At 73.7% G+C, this 13,732-nt stretch carries 9 protein-coding genes; 1 reads left to right on the top strand and 8 read right to left on the bottom strand.

Features of this window, described 5'->3' with window-relative positions; genetic code table 11:
• Positions 1–82: 82 nt before the first annotated feature.
• The 8 genes from HNR12_RS21180 to HNR12_RS21145 form a co-directional block, all read right to left on the bottom strand.
• Positions 83–1,459 (bottom strand): serine/threonine-protein kinase, encoded by a 1,377-nt coding sequence (locus HNR12_RS21180; RefSeq protein WP_179770788.1) that lies wholly within the window; start codon positions 1,457–1,459, stop codon positions 83–85.
• A gap of 264 nt (positions 1,460–1,723) precedes the next feature.
• Complete coding sequence (locus HNR12_RS21175) at positions 1,724–3,070, bottom strand: M16 family metallopeptidase (RefSeq protein ID WP_179769219.1); 1,347 nt, start codon at positions 3,068–3,070, stop codon at positions 1,724–1,726.
• Positions 3,071–3,153: 83 nt separating this feature from the next.
• On the bottom strand, positions 3,154–4,467 hold the full coding sequence (locus tag HNR12_RS21170; RefSeq protein WP_179769218.1) for an insulinase family protein: 1,314 nt from the start codon (positions 4,465–4,467) through the stop codon (positions 3,154–3,156).
• Between the two features lie 135 nt (positions 4,468–4,602).
• Positions 4,603–5,565: a hypothetical protein gene (locus HNR12_RS21165; protein WP_179769217.1), complete on the bottom strand. Its 963-nt coding sequence runs from the start codon at positions 5,563–5,565 to the stop codon at positions 4,603–4,605.
• A 230-nt stretch (positions 5,566–5,795) separates the two neighbouring features.
• On the bottom strand, positions 5,796–6,416 hold the full coding sequence (locus HNR12_RS21160; RefSeq protein WP_179770787.1) for a class I SAM-dependent methyltransferase: 621 nt from the start codon (positions 6,414–6,416) through the stop codon (positions 5,796–5,798).
• Positions 6,417–6,448: 32 nt separating this feature from the next.
• Entirely contained in the window at positions 6,449–7,642 is a 1,194-nt protein-coding gene (locus tag HNR12_RS21155) for a pyridoxal phosphate-dependent aminotransferase (RefSeq protein ID WP_308118422.1), read from the bottom strand.
• A gap of 50 nt (positions 7,643–7,692) precedes the next feature.
• Complete coding sequence (locus tag HNR12_RS21150) at positions 7,693–8,067, bottom strand: BlaI/MecI/CopY family transcriptional regulator (protein ID WP_179770786.1); 375 nt, start codon at positions 8,065–8,067, stop codon at positions 7,693–7,695.
• Positions 8,068–8,287: 220 nt separating this feature from the next.
• Positions 8,288–9,205 carry an SDR family NAD(P)-dependent oxidoreductase gene (locus HNR12_RS21145; RefSeq protein ID WP_179769215.1) on the bottom strand — a complete coding sequence of 306 codons (918 nt, stop codon included), beginning with the start codon at positions 9,203–9,205 and terminating at the stop codon, positions 8,288–8,290.
• Positions 9,206–9,987: 782 nt separating this feature from the next.
• On the opposite strand from HNR12_RS21145, the gene HNR12_RS21140 reads away from it, so the two are divergent.
• The gene (locus HNR12_RS21140) at positions 9,988–13,686 is read left to right on the top strand and encodes a multifunctional oxoglutarate decarboxylase/oxoglutarate dehydrogenase thiamine pyrophosphate-binding subunit/dihydrolipoyllysine-residue succinyltransferase subunit (RefSeq protein ID WP_179769214.1); all 3,699 of its coding nucleotides are present in this window, start codon (positions 9,988–9,990) and stop codon (positions 13,684–13,686) included.
• The last annotated feature ends 46 nt before the right edge of the window (positions 13,687–13,732 follow it).

Genomic DNA, 13,732 nt, shown 5'->3' with positions numbered 1-13,732 from the left:
TTAACTCCGGTTGCCCCGCGGTCGGGCGGTGGCACCGCGCCCACCTGGGCCGACGCGCCGCTCCCGGTTCAGCACGAGGCCGTCAGGGCCGGAACAGCAGCGCCCACAGCACCACCGCCAGCAGCGCGAGCACGCCCACGGCCACGGCGGCCACCACCGGCAGCGGGCTCCCGCCCCGGTGCTTGCCCGAACTGGTCAGCCCCAGCGTGTCGGTGGAGTCGCGGATGGAGGTCAGCAGGTGCCCCACCGACTCCGGCCGGTGGCGCTGCAGCCGTTCCTGGAACTGCGACACCGAGTCCGAGACGGAGTCCTGCAGCTCGCTCACCGACTCCTGCAGGGAGTGGCGCAGCACCTGCGCGCCCTGCCGGAAGTGCTCGCGGGCGGCCTCCATGCCCTTCTCGGATTCGGCCGCCGGATCGCCGGGATCGGGGTCGCCGTCCTCGCCGCCGTCGGGGTCGTCGGCGCCCTGCTCGTGGCGGCCGCCGCCCGCGCCCGCGCCGGCGGTCGAGGCGCCGCGCCGCTCGTGCCGGCCCTCGCGCGCCGGAGGCGGCACCACCGGGCGCGGCGAGGTCTGCTCGGCCGACCGCGCCGCGGTCTCGGGGCTGGTCTCGGGCGCCCACGGCGCCAGGGCCGCGATCCGCAGCATCTTGGTGGCGTTCTCGGCGGTGAGGCGGTCGCCCGGCTGGACGTGCAGCAGCCCCGCGAGCACCGGCGCCAGCGGCCCGGCGTTCTGCGCGATGGCGGGCTCCTCCAGTTCGGCGCCCTTGAGGATGCGGATGTAGCCCTTGCGGTCGTAGGGCGGGTGGCCCTCGACGGCGGCGTAGAGCGTGGCGCCCAGCGACCACAGGTCGGACTCCGGTCCGACGGGGCCGGCCTTGGCGCGCTCGGGCGGGATGTAGGACGGCGAGCCGATGATGCGGCCCGAGGCGGTCAGCGCGGACTCCCCGGTCCAGGCGGCCAGCCCGAAGTCGGTGAGCACGACGCGGCCGCTCTCGCTGATCATGACGTTCTCGGGCTTGACGTCGCGGTGCACGATGCCCTCGTCGTGGGCGACCTTGAGCGCGTCGATCAGCTGGAGGCCGATCTCGGCCACGCGCTGGTAGGGCAGCGGCCCGGCGACCTGCACGATCTCGGCGAGGGTGCGCGCCTCGACGTACTCCATGACGATCCAGGGGCGGTCGTCCTCGTCCACCACGTCGAGCACGGTGACCACGCCGGGGTGGGTGAGGCGCGCCGCGACGCGGGCCTCGCGCGTGGTGCGCTGAAGCAGGGACTCGCGCTCGGCCGAACTGACGTCGCTGGGCAGCCGCAGCTCCTTGACCGCGACCTGGCGGTCGAGGACGAGGTCGGTGGCCAGCCAGACGGTGCCGACACCGCCGCGCGCGATCTCGCCGCGGAGTTCGTAGCGGCCCGCGAGCACGCGGCCCGCCGCCGTGGCGGCGGGGTCCGCCGGGAGCACGGACCCGGACCGCCGCACCGGCCGGTCCGTCTCGGGCTTCTCGATGGAGGACACGGTCAGTCAGCGGGTCTCGTCACGGGCCACGGCGGCCTCCTGCTGGCTCTTGCGGTCGCTGCGCGTGCCGCGCTCACATGCACGGATCATCGTTTATACCAGGCGGAACCGGCGTTGAAGCAGGTGGTTGCCGGATCACAGTCGATTAGGTTCGGTTTCGTTATGTGTCCACCGGGGGGCGGCGCGCACCGCGCCGCCCGTCCGCGGGGGTCAGCTCCACAGCGACTCGGGGTCGCGCACCGTGACCGGTCCGATCGCCAGCTCGCCCAGCGGGCCCTCTAGGCGCTTGGCGTCGCCGGCCACGATGGTCACCAGCTCCTCGGGGCGCAGGTACTCCCGCGCGCCCTCGGCGAGGTCCTCGGCGGTGATCGCCTCGAAGCCGGCGCGCAGCCGGTCGACGTGGTCGTCGGGCAGGTCGTGCACGACGATCTCGACGAGCGCGGCGGCCAGGCTGCGCGGGGTGGAGTAGGTGACCGGCAGGCCCACGGTGTTGGACTCGCGCACCGCCGACAGCTCCGCCTCGGTGACGCCGTCGCGGCGCAGCTTGTCGATCTCGCCGAGGGTGGCGGTGATGGAGTGCGCGGTGGTGTCGCGCTCGACCTGGGTGCTCACCAGGAACACGCCGCTGTCGCGGCGCAGGTCGAACCGGCAGCCGGCGCCGTAGGTGTAGCCCAGGCGCTCGCGCAGCTCCAGGTTGAGCCGCGAGGTGAACATGCCGCCGAGGACGTCGCCGACCCCGTCGGCGCGGGGCAGGTCGATCTCGGCGCGCGAGGGCGCGCGGTGCGCCATGATCAGCGCCGACTGCACGGAGTCGGGGCGGTCGATGACGAGCACGCGGGGCAGCTCCCCCGGCGCGGACTCCGGCGCGGTGCGGGGGACCTCGGGGGTGGCCGCGGCGTCGCCGAAGACGCGGGCGCCCAGCTCCTCCAGGTCGACGCCCGACAGGTCGCCCACCACCACGAGCGTGCCCGCCACGCCCGCGATCGATTCGGCGTGGAACGCGCGGACGGCGTCGGGCGTGATGTCCTTGAGCCGGACCGGGGCGCCGCTCAGCGGTGTGGCGTAGCGCCCGGTGAAGAGCTGCCCGCCGATGGCGCGGGTGGCCAGCGTGGAGGGCACCGAGGCGTCCAGCCAGAACCGCTCCAGGATCTGGTCGCGGCGGCGCACCACGTCGTCGTCGCGCAGCGCCGGGGTGCGCACGGCCTCGGCGAGCAGCGCGGTGGCGTCGGCCAGCCGGTTGGTGGGCGCGTCGACGCCGGTCACGAAGCTGTCCCAGGTCACCCGCGAGACCCACTCGGCGCCGTGCCGCTCCAGCGCGGGCGCCAGCGAGCTGTTGCCCTGGACGCCGTCCTCCAGCGCCTCGTTGGTGAGCGCGGCGACCCCCATGCGGTCCAGCGGCTCGCTCCCGCCGCCGGCCGGGTGCACCAGCCGCACCGAGGCGAACAGCTGGCCGGGGGCGTCGATGGCCACCACGGTGCCGTTGTTCACGCGCAGGCGGCGCGGCTTGGGGAACGCGTAGGACTTCGGGTCGCCGAGCACGGGGCGGGTCTGCAGCATGCGGGTCGGACTCTCTCTTCGCGGATGAGGGCGCCGGGAACGGCCCGGCGGCGGACTCGGGGTGCGGGGCGCGGCGGGCCGGGTCAGGCCGCCGGCCGCTCGCCCGCCTCGGTGTCGTCGGGGTCGAAGCGCACCGACAGCATGTTCTCGGGCACCAGCACCCGCTTGGCCTGGTCCACGATGTCGTCGGTGGTGACCTCGGCCCAGCGCTGCGGCCAGGTGTAGGCCAGCTCAGGGTCGCCGAAGAGCTGCGTGCAGGCGCTGATGCTGTCGGCCAGCCCGCTGGGGTGGGACAGGGTCTGGAGGTGGTCGCGCTCCAGCACGGCGCGGGCGCGCTCCAGCTCCTCGTCGGTGATGCCCTCGGCGAGCTTCTCGGTCTCCTCGATCATGGCGGCCTCAAGGTCGTCGCCGCTCACGCCCTCGCGGGCGATCATGTTCACCAGCATCAGGCTGGGGGTGTAGCGGAACGGCAGGAGGTCGGCCGCGGCGCCGCCGTCGTCGGCGGCCAGGCCGCGCTCCAGCACCAGGCGGCGGTACAGGCGGCTGCCCTGGCCCTGGCCCAGCACGGCCGAGGCCAGGTGCAGGACGTCGAAGTCGCGGTCGCCGTAGGGCGCCACCCGGTAGCCCAGGAACACGCCGGGGGCGGGCACGGCCTCGACGACGCGGTCGCGCACCGGGCCGCCGATGGGGCCGGTGAGGGCGGCGTCGGGCGCCTCGGCCGCCGAGGGCCGCGCGGGGATGCCGCCGAAATAGCGCTCCACGCGGTCGCGGACGTCCTGGGGGTCGAGGTTGCTGACCACGGTGAGCACGGCGTTGTCGGGGCCGTAGTGGCGCTTGTGGAAGGACAGCACGTAGTCGAGGTCGGCGGCGTCGAGGTCGGCCATCGACCCGATCGTGGAGTGGTGGTAGGGGTGGCCCTCGGGGTAGCCCAGCCGCAGGATGCGCTCCAGCGCGGTGCCGTAGGGCTGGTTGTCGTAGCGCTGGCGGCGCTCGTTCTTGACGACGTCGCGCTGGTTGTCGAGGACCTCCTGGGACATGCCCTCGCGCAGGGTGGCCAGGCGGTCGGCCTCCAGCCACAGCACCAGGTCGAGGGCGTGCTCGGGCACGGTCTCGTAGTAGTTGGTGCGGTCGGTGGAGGTGGAGGCGTTGATGTCGCCGCCCAGGCGCTCGACGGCGTCGAAGTGCTCGCCCTTGGCGACGTTGCCGCTGCCCTGGAACATCAGGTGCTCGAAGAGGTGGGCGAACCCGGTGCGGCCGGGCAGCTCGTGGCGGGAGCCCACGCCGTACCACAGGTTCACGGCGGCCACCTGGGGGGTCGCCGCCGGCGCGGTCACCAGGCGTAGTCCGTTGTCCAGCGTGAATTGGCGGACCCGTCGCGCCGCACCGTTGGTGGTCACCTGTTCTCGCACCCCTTGCCCACTGGTCGTCCGGCAGTCGTCCTTGTGCCCCGAGCCTATGTCCTCACGCCCCCGCGCGGGTACGGGACGCACACGAAATCGCCCTGTGCGACCGGCCCGGCGCGCCGCGCGCCCTCACGAGCGCTCCCACACCGCGTCTCCGGAGGGGGCGGTGAGGTCGACCTCGGCTCCCCAGTCGCGAAACGTCATCTCGACGTGGCCGGGGCCGTCGTCGGTGTCCATGTCGGCCAGCACCACGCGCGGCAGGTAGTGGTCGTCGACCCACACGGTGAAGCTGATCTCGCGCACGCCCTGGGCGTAGAGGTCCTGGAGCACCCGCCAGGCCCCGCCGGTGCCGCCGACGTGGGCCATGCCGTCGACCACCGCGAAGGTGGCCCGGTAGCCGCTGGTGCGGACGCCGTCGACGGTGCGCCCGCCGGCGGGCACCAGGTCGCCCGCCCCGGCGATCATGCTCCAGTCGCGGATGCCGGCGATGGCGCGGATGGCCTCGCTGTAGAGCGCGCGCGGCTCGGGCGGGTCCTCGAAGTCGGCGCGGGAGCGCCGGATCCAGGTGGTGCCCTCGGGCATGCCCTCGGTGGTGGGCGGCCGCAGGAAGAACGCGTCGCCCACGGCCACGGCGCGCGCGGAGTAGTCGTCGCCCTCGCGGCTGGTCATGTCCAGGCGGGCGGTGAAGTCGATCGACTCCGCGGAGTGGAAGGCGTAGCCGCCCTCGGCCGCGGCGCGGCGCACCCCGCCCAGCGAGGCGGTGGCGCTGTAGCGGGCGGTGCCGCGGGTCAGCACGGCCTCCTCGATGGCCGCCACCAGCGCCTCGGGGTCCTCGGGGGTGGCCTCGGGCGTGGGGACGGGGGTGTCGGGGTCGCCGGCGGTGGGGCCGGACCCGGGAGGGGCCGGGGGGCCGCCGGAGGGCGTGCCGGACCCGGGGGTCTCGGCGCCGGAGCCCGGGGAGCCCTCGGCGGAGGGGGAGGCCGACTCCGCGGAGCCGCCTCCGGCGCCGCCCTCGGGCGCGCTGACGCAGCCGCCCACGGCGACGGCGAGGGCGCCCGCGGCGAGCGCCATCGGGAGGGAGCGTCTACCCATGGTGCCCATGGCGGCCATTCTCCCCGAAGCGCCCGCGCGGGGATACGGGATCGCGGACGCGGATCGGCCGGTGGGGGCGCCAATCCGGGCGCGTGCGCCCCAGGCGGCGCACCGGTCCCGCCGGCCCCGCGCGGGGCGGCCCGGCGGCCCGGTCGGACGACCCGGCCACCCGGTCACCCCGGCACCCGGCGGCCCGGTTCGCGCCCGCCGGCGGGCGGGTGCGCGGGTCCTCAGCCGGTGCGGCGCAGCAGCCGCAGCGACCCGCGGGCGCCGATCTCGGTGAAGGCGCCGCCCTCCAGGGCCCGGCGGTAGATGTTGTAGGGCGGCCGGCCGCCGTCGGCGGGGTCGGGGAACACGTCGTGGATGGCCAGCACCCCGCCGGGCGCCACGTGCGGGCTCCAGCCCGCCAGGTCGGCCTGGGCGGCCTCCTCGGTGTGGCCGCCGTCGATGAAGAGCATGCCCAGCGGCACCGTCCACAGCCGGGCGGCGGCGGCCGAGCGCGCCACGACGGCCACGACGTGGTCCTCCAGGCCGGCCGCGGCCATGGTGCGGCGGAACTCGCGCAGGGTGTCGATGCGCCCGGTGCGGGGGTCGACCAGCTCGGGGTCGTGGTACTCCCAGCCCTCCTGGTGCTCCTCGGAGCCGTGGTGGTGGTCGACGGTGACGACCGTGCCGCCGGCCGCGCGCGCCGCGGCGCCCAGGAACACGGTGGACTTCCCGCAGTAGGTGCCGATCTCCAGCACCGGGCCCAGGGCGGCGTGCTCCAGGGCCGCCCGGTACAGCGCCAGGCCCTCGTCGGTGGGCATGAAGCCCTTGGCCGCCTCGGCGACGCGCACCAGGTCGGCCGGCATCGGGGCAAAGTCCTCCGCCTGCGCGGTGCCGCTCACGCGCCGCCCCCCTTGGCTCCCAGGGCGGCCACCAGCCGCTCGGCGGCGGCGTCGAGCACCTCGTCGCGCTTGCAGAACGCGAAGCGCACCAGGTGGCGGCCCTCCTCGACGTTGTCGTAGAGCACCTGGGCGGGCACGGCGGCCACCCCGGCGCGGTGCGGCAGCGAGCGGGCCAGCTCGATGCCGTCGGCAAACCCCAGCGGCCGGATGTCGGTGAGGACGAAGTAGGTGCCCTGGGGCCGCAGCACGTCCAGCCCGGCGGAGCTCAGCCCCGCGCACAGCCGGTCGCGCTTGCGCTGGAGCGCGTCGCGCTGGGCGCGCACCCAGGCGGCCTCGCCCTCCAGCGCCTCGGCCACCGCCAGCTGCAGGGCGCCGTTGGCGGTGAAGGTGAGGAACTGGTTGACGGTGCGGGCCGCGCGCACCAGCGGCTCGGGGCCCATCACCCAGCCGGTCTTCCAGGCGGTGACGGAGAACGTCTTGCCCACCGAGGACACCGACAGGGTGCGCTCGGCCATGCCGGGCAGGGTGGCCAGCGGCACGTGCTCGGCGCCGTCGAAGACGAGGTGCTCGTAGACCTCGTCGGTGAGGGCGATGAGGTCGTGCTCTTGGCAGACCGCGGCGATCTCCGCCAGCTCCGCGCGGGTGAACACGGTGCCGGTGGGGTTGTGCGGGGTGTTGACCACGACCATCCGGGTGCGCGGGCCCACGGCGGCGCGCAGCTCGGCGGGGTCGAAGGTGAACCGGCCGCCGTCGGCGGGGGCGGGGCGCAGGGTGACCGGCCGCCGCACGCCCCCCGCCAGGGCCACGACCGCGGCGTAGGAGTCGTACATCGGCTCGAACAGCACGACCTCGTCGCCGGGTTCCACCAGGCCCAGGACGCCGGCGGCGATCCCGGCGGTGGCGCCGACGGTGACGTAGACCTCGGTGTCGGGGTCCAGTTCGACGCCGTAGCGGCGGCGGCGGTCGGCGGCCACGGCCGCGCGCAGCTCCGGCCGGCCGGGGCCGGGCGGGTACTGGTTGACGCCCTCCCGGATGTGGCGGGCCGCGGCCTCCAGCAGGGAGCGCGGGCCGTCGGTGTCGGGGAAGCCCTGGCCGAGGTTGATGGCGCCGGTCTCGGCGGCCAGCCGGCTCATCTCGGCGAAGATCGTCTCGCCGAAGGGGCGCATGCGCGCAACTAGGGGTTCGTCCACACCGGGCAGCATAGACGTCCGGCCCCGCGCGCCACGGGGCGGCGGCGGGGTCAGGACGCGCGGGCGCGCCGGCTGCGGACCTCGCGGAGGGCGGCGCCCAGCCGGGCCATGTCCTCGTCGCTGCAGCTCTCGACGAACCGCAGCATGGTGGTGTGGGGGTCGCCGCAGCCGCTGAAGACCTCGCGCATGACGCGGGCGGTGTGCTCCTCGCGGGACTCCCGCGGCCAGTACTGCCAGGCACGCCCGCACTTGCGGCGGTCGAGCAGGCCCTTGTGGAAGAGGATGTTGGTCACGGTCATGACCGTGGTGTAGGCGACGTCGCGGTCGTAGTCCATGGACTCGCGGACCTCGCGCACGGCCAGGGGGCGGTCCGCCCGCCACAGCGCGTCCATGATGGCCGACTCCAGCTCACCGAACTCCCTGATCGCCACCCCGCCCCTCCCCCTTCGCGCCGCCCGGACCGCCTGTGTCTGCGCGTCATGCTAGAAGCGCCGGGGGCGGCCGGGGGGTGGAACGCGTGGCGGCGCGCAGATCCGGCGGCGCACCCGGGCACGAGGTTGCGTTCCACTGTGCACACGTGCGCGGCGGCCGAGCTTTCGCGCGCGGGGGCCGGGGCGGCCGGGTGCCGGAGGCGGGGCCGGCCGGTCAGACCGGACGGCCGATGATCTCGGCCAGGTAGGCGCGGGTCTGCTCGCCGAGGTCGCGCGGCACCACGTAGGGGCGTTCGGCGTTGACGTCGGGCCACAGGTCGCGCAGGTCCTCGGCGCTGCCCTCGCCCAGCGCGGCGCCGGGGCCCTCGGCGACGAACACGCGGGCCACCCGGCCCCCGCCCACCGAGTAGACCTCGCCGGTGGTCTCGCAGTCCTCGTGGACCAGCCAGACCACGGCCGGGGTGACGCGCTCGGGGCTGAGCAGGGTCTCGGCACCGGCCGGGTACAGGCCCTTGGCCTCGGGGCTGTAGGCGACGGGCGCGATGGCGTTGGCGGTGATGTCGTACTTGGCGCCCTCGATGGCCAGGGTCTTGGTGAGCCCGATGACGCCCATCTTGGCGGCGGCGTAGTTGCTCTGCCCGAAGTTGCCGAACAGCCCCGAGGGCGAGGTCGTGTTGACGATGCGGCCGTAGCCGTTGCCGCGCATGTGGCCGAAGGCGGCGCGGGTGACGAGGAAGGTGCCGCGCAGGTGCACGCCCACGACGGTGTCCCAGTCGGCGGTGCCGAGGTTGACGAACGCGCGGTCGCGCAGCATCCCGGCGCTGTTGACGACGATGTCGACCCGGCCGTAGGTGTCCAGCGCGGTCTCGACGAGCGCCTGGGCGCCGTCCTCGGTGGTGATGTCGTCGGTGCTGACCGTCACGGTGCCGCCCTTGGCGCGGACGCGTTCGGCGGTGGACTCCACGGACTCGGCGGCGGTGTCGGCGGTACCGGGGTCGGGCGAGGAGCCGCCGGACTCGTTGGCGACCACCTTGGCACCCCGCCGCGCCAGCTCGACGGCGTGCGCGCGGCCCAGGCCCCGGCCCGCGCCCGTGACGATCGCGACACGCCCGTCGAAGCGCAGCTCCGGCATTGTCTTCCTCCAGTGGTGCGTTGGGCGCCGTATGAGGGGGGTCGGGAGTCCGTCCGGCGCACACGTGTTTCCTACCCCGTTCGGCCGCCGGTCTCCCAGCGGGGGCCGGGGGTCCCCGGCGGTCACCCTACGTCGCGCGGCGCGGCGGACACGCCCGGAGGGGCGGCGCCACGCCGGGCGCCCGTTCCCGCCCGGCCCGGCGGGCCCGGGTAAGCGCGGGGCGCGGTCCGGACCTGCCCCCTCGCCCGGCGAAACCCCCGTGTTCCGCCGGACTCGGAACCAGCCGTCCTGTCCGGACCGCGCACATGACGTGAGACGCGGCCGCCCGCGGACCGGTTCCCGGCGGGCCACGGCGCGGCCCCGGGCGAAACCGCGGCGGAATCCGCCCCGCGGGGAGGGTTGAGGGGCGCGGCGAGCGGGCATGGTGTGCGGCACCGGCCGTCGGTCACCCCCGCGGCCGCGGCGGCGGCCCGCCGCCGCGGACCCCGCCCTGACCTGTCCTTTCACCGTCGCCCCGGTGCTTGGCAGGTCACGCGGAGGTCCGCCGGCGGTCAAGCCGCGTTCATCGGCGTGTGAAGGATTGTTAGGTATCTCCCAGTCCGGTACCGGTCTCGGTTCCCCATTGCCGTGCCTGGACAAGTAGCCTGTTACCCGAGATTGCTGACCCGGGCGCGTGTCCCGGCGGCCTTGTGGAGCCGTCACACCTTGAGCCCGCCCTGAGTAGCGGCCATCTCGGTATACACACATTCACAAGCGAGCTGCGGAAGAGGGCGATCTCCGCCGTGTCGTCTGAGGCGTCTCAACCCCTGACAGATTTCGGCCCCAACGAGTGGCTGGTCGAGGAGCTGTACGAGAAGTACCTGAACGACCCCAACTCCGTTGACAAGGCATGGTGGAACTTCTTCGCCGACTACAAGTCCGGCGTTCCCCAGAAGAACAACGGAGCCGGCAAGGGTGCGTCGGCCACGGGCACCCCGGCCGCCAAGGGCGCTGACAGCGCCGCCAAGGGCGCGCCGTCCGGCGGCGCCGGGGCCCCTGCCGCGTCCGGCGGCTCCGCCAACGGCAAGGCCAAGGCCGCGCCGGCCGCGGAGTCCGGCAAGCCGGTCGACGAAGCGCTGAAGGTGACCGAGGAGCGCCTGCGCGGCGCCGCGGCCCGCACGGCGACCAACATGGAGTCCAGCCTCACCCTGCCCACCGCCACGAGCGTGCGCGCGGTGCCGGTGAAGCTGCTGTTCGACAACCGCATCGTCATCAACAACCACCTGCGGCGCGGCCGCGGGGGCAAGGTGTCCTTCACCCACATCATCGGCTACGCCATGGTGAAGGCCCTGGAGTCGATGCCGGAGATGAACTACTCCTACACCGAGGTCGACGGCAAGCCGGGCGTGGCAAAGCCCGAGCACGTCAACTTCGGCCTGGCCATCGACCTCCAGAAGCCCGACGGTTCGCGGCAGCTGGTCGTGCCCAGCATCAAGGCCGCCGACACCATGGACTTCAAGGAGTTCTGGAACGGCTACGAGGACCTCGTCCGCAAGGCCCGCGGGAACAAGCTGACGGTCGCCGACTTCCAGGGCACCACCATCAGCCTGACCAACCCCGGCGGCATCGGCACGGTGCACTCGGTGCCGCGCCTGATGCCCGGCCAGGGCGTCATCCTGGGCGTGGGCGCCATGGAGTACCCCGCCGAGTTCCAGGGCGCCGCGCCGGAGACCCTGAACAACCTGGCGGTCAGCAAGGTCATGACGCTGACCTCCACCTATGACCACCGGATCATCCAGGGCGCCCAGTCGGGCGAGTTCCTGCGCCGCATCCACCAGCTGCTGCTGGGCGAGGACGGCTTCTACGACGAGATCTTCCGGTCGCTGCGGCTGCCCTACGAGCCGGTGCGCTGGGTCCAGGACATCGCGGTCACCGGCCACAACCAGCTCGACAAGGCCAGCCGGGTCCAGGAGCTGATCCACGCCTACCGGGTCCGCGGCCACCTCATGGCCGACACCGACCCGCTGGAGTACCACCAGCGCCGCCACCCCGACCTGGACATCCTCCAGCACGGGCTGACCCTGTGGGACCTGGAGCGCGAGTTCCCCACCGGCGGGTTCGGCGGCAAGCCGGTCATGAAGCTGCGCGACGTGCTCGGCGTGCTGCGCGACACCTACTGCCGCACCGTCGGCATCGAGTACATGCACATCCAGAGCCCCGAAGAGCGGGAGTGGATCCAGGCGCATGTCGAGCGCGAGCACGAGAAGGTCAGCCGCGACGAGCAGCTGCACATCCTGCGCCGGCTGAACAACGCCGAGGCGTTCGAGACCTTCCTGCAGACCAAGTACGTCGGCCAGAAGCGGTTCTCGCTTGAGGGCGGCGAGTCCCTGATCCCGCTGCTCGACGGCGTGATCACCCGCGCGGCAAAGGCCGAGCTGGACGAGGTCGTCATCGGCATGGCCCACCGCGGCCGGCTGAACGTGCTCGCCAACATCTGCGGCAAGTCCTACGCCCAGATCTTCGGCGAGTTCGAGGGCAACCTCGACCCCCGCAGCGCGCACGGCTCGGGCGACGTCAAGTACCACCTGGGCACCGAGGGCACGTTCGAGACCCCCGACGGCGAGAAGATCGCGATCTCGCTGGCGGCCAACCCGAGCCACCTGGAGACCGTCGACCCGGTCGCCGAGGGCATCGTCCGCGCCAAGCAGGACGTGCTGGACAAGGGCCCGCACGGGTTCACCGTCCTGCCGCTGCTGGTGCACGGCGACGCCGCGTTCGCCGGGCAGGGCGTGGTCGCCGAGACCCTCAACCTGTCGCAGCTGCGCGGCTACCGCACCGGCGGCACGGTGCACGTCATCGTGAACAACCAGGTGGGCTTCACCACCTCGCCGGCCGACAGCCGCTCCAGCGTCTACGCCACCGACGTCGCCCGCATGGTGCAGGCGCCGATCTTCCACGTCAACGGCGACGACCCCGAGGCCGTCGTCCGGGTGGCCCAGCTGGCGTTCGACTACCGGCAGACGTTCAACAAGGACGTCGTCATCGACCTCGTGTGCTACCGCCGCCGCGGCCACAACGAGAGCGACAACCCGGCGTTCACCCAGCCGCTGATGTACGACGTGATCGACTCCAAGCGGTCCACGCGCAAGCTCTACACCGAGGCGCTGATCGGGCGGGGCGACATCACGCTGGAGGAGGCCGAGCAGGCGCTGCGCGACTACCAGCAGCAGCTGGAGCGCGCCTTCACCGAGACCCGCGAGGCCGTGCGCAAGCCGGTCGAGCCGGGCGCGGTGATCAAGCCCGAGGTCTTCGACGAGGTCCGCATCGACCACGCGGCCGTGGGCACCGCCATCAGCGCCGAGGTCGTCAAGCAGGTCATCGACACCCAGGTCAGCCTGCCCGAGGGCTTCACGGTGCACCCGCGCCTCAAGCCGCAGCTGGAGCGGCGCGCGCAGATGGTCGAGGACGACGCCCTCGACTGGGCCACCGGCGAGATGCTGGCGATGGGCTCCCTGCTGATCGAGGAGCACCCGGTGCGCCTGGTCGGCCAGGACACCCGGCGCGGCACGTTCGGCCAGCGGCACGCCGCCCTGGTCGACCGCAAGACCGGCGAGGTCCACACCCCGCTGAAGAAGTTCGACAAGGGCACCTCGAAGTTCTACGTGCACGACTCCCTGCTCAGCGAGTACGCGGCGCTGGGCTTCGAGTACGGCTACTCCGTGGTGCGGCCCGACGCCCTGGTGGCGTGGGAGGCCCAGTTCGGCGACTTCGTCAACGGCGCCCAGACCGTCATCGACGAGTACATCAGCGCCGGCGAGCAGAAGTGGGGCCAGCGCTCCAGCGTGGTGCTGCTGCTGCCGCACGGGTACGAGGGCCAGGGCCCCGACCACTCCTCGGCCCGCATCGAGCGGTTCCTGCAGCTGTGCGCGCAGGAGAACATGACCGTCGCGCTGCCGACCACGCCGGCCAACTACTTCCACCTGCTGCGCTGGCAGGTGAAGTCGCAGTACCGCCGGCCGCTGATCGTCTTCACGACCAAGGTCATGCTGCGCCTGAAGGCCGCCACCTCGCCCGTCAGCGACTTCACGTCGGGCGCGTTCCAGCCGGTCATCCCCGACCCGTCGGGGGTCGACCCCAAGGCCGTGCGCCGCGTGGTGCTGTGCTCGGGCAAGGTCTACTACGAACTGGCCGCCGCCCGGCAGCGCACCGGCGACACCACCACCGCCCTGGTGCGGGTGGAGCGCCTGTACCCGCTGCCGATCGACGAGATCCGCCAGGTGCTGTCGGCCTACCCCAACGCCGGCGAGGTGCTGTGGGTCCAGGAGGAGCCCGCCAACATGGGCGCCTGGCCGTTCGTGGCCCTGGTGTTCTCCGAGCAGCTGGACCGCCCGTTCACCCGGGTCTCGCGCCCGGCCAGCTCGGCGCCCGCCGCGGGCTCGGGCAAGCGCCACGACGTCGAGCAGCAGGCCCTCATCAACACGGTGTTCCCCCCGGCGGACTGACCTCCGCACCGGGCCGGCCGGGCGCCCGCGGGCTGCCCGGCCGGCC

Source organism: Streptomonospora nanhaiensis, from assembly GCF_013410565.1.
Taxonomy (GTDB): domain Bacteria; phylum Actinomycetota; class Actinomycetes; order Streptosporangiales; family Streptosporangiaceae; genus Streptomonospora; species Streptomonospora nanhaiensis.
Note: the sequence above shows the minus strand (reverse complement) of the source record. Positions and strands in the feature narration are given on the sequence as shown.

Bases quoted from the DNA above. Each gene is read 5' to 3' on its own strand.
- HNR12_RS21175 (WP_179769219.1), bottom strand. From the start codon at position 3,070: ATGCTGCAGACCCGCCCCGTGCTCGGCGACCCGAAGTCCTACGCGTTC.
- HNR12_RS21165 (WP_179769217.1), bottom strand. From the start codon at position 5,565: ATGGGTAGACGCTCCCTCCCGATGGCGCTCGCCGCGGGCGCCCTCGCC.
- HNR12_RS21160 (WP_179770787.1), bottom strand. From the start codon at position 6,416: ATGCCGGCCGACCTGGTGCGCGTCGCCGAGGCGGCCAAGGGCTTCATG.
- HNR12_RS21145 (WP_179769215.1), bottom strand. From the start codon at position 9,205: ATGCCGGAGCTGCGCTTCGACGGGCGTGTCGCGATCGTCACGGGCGCG.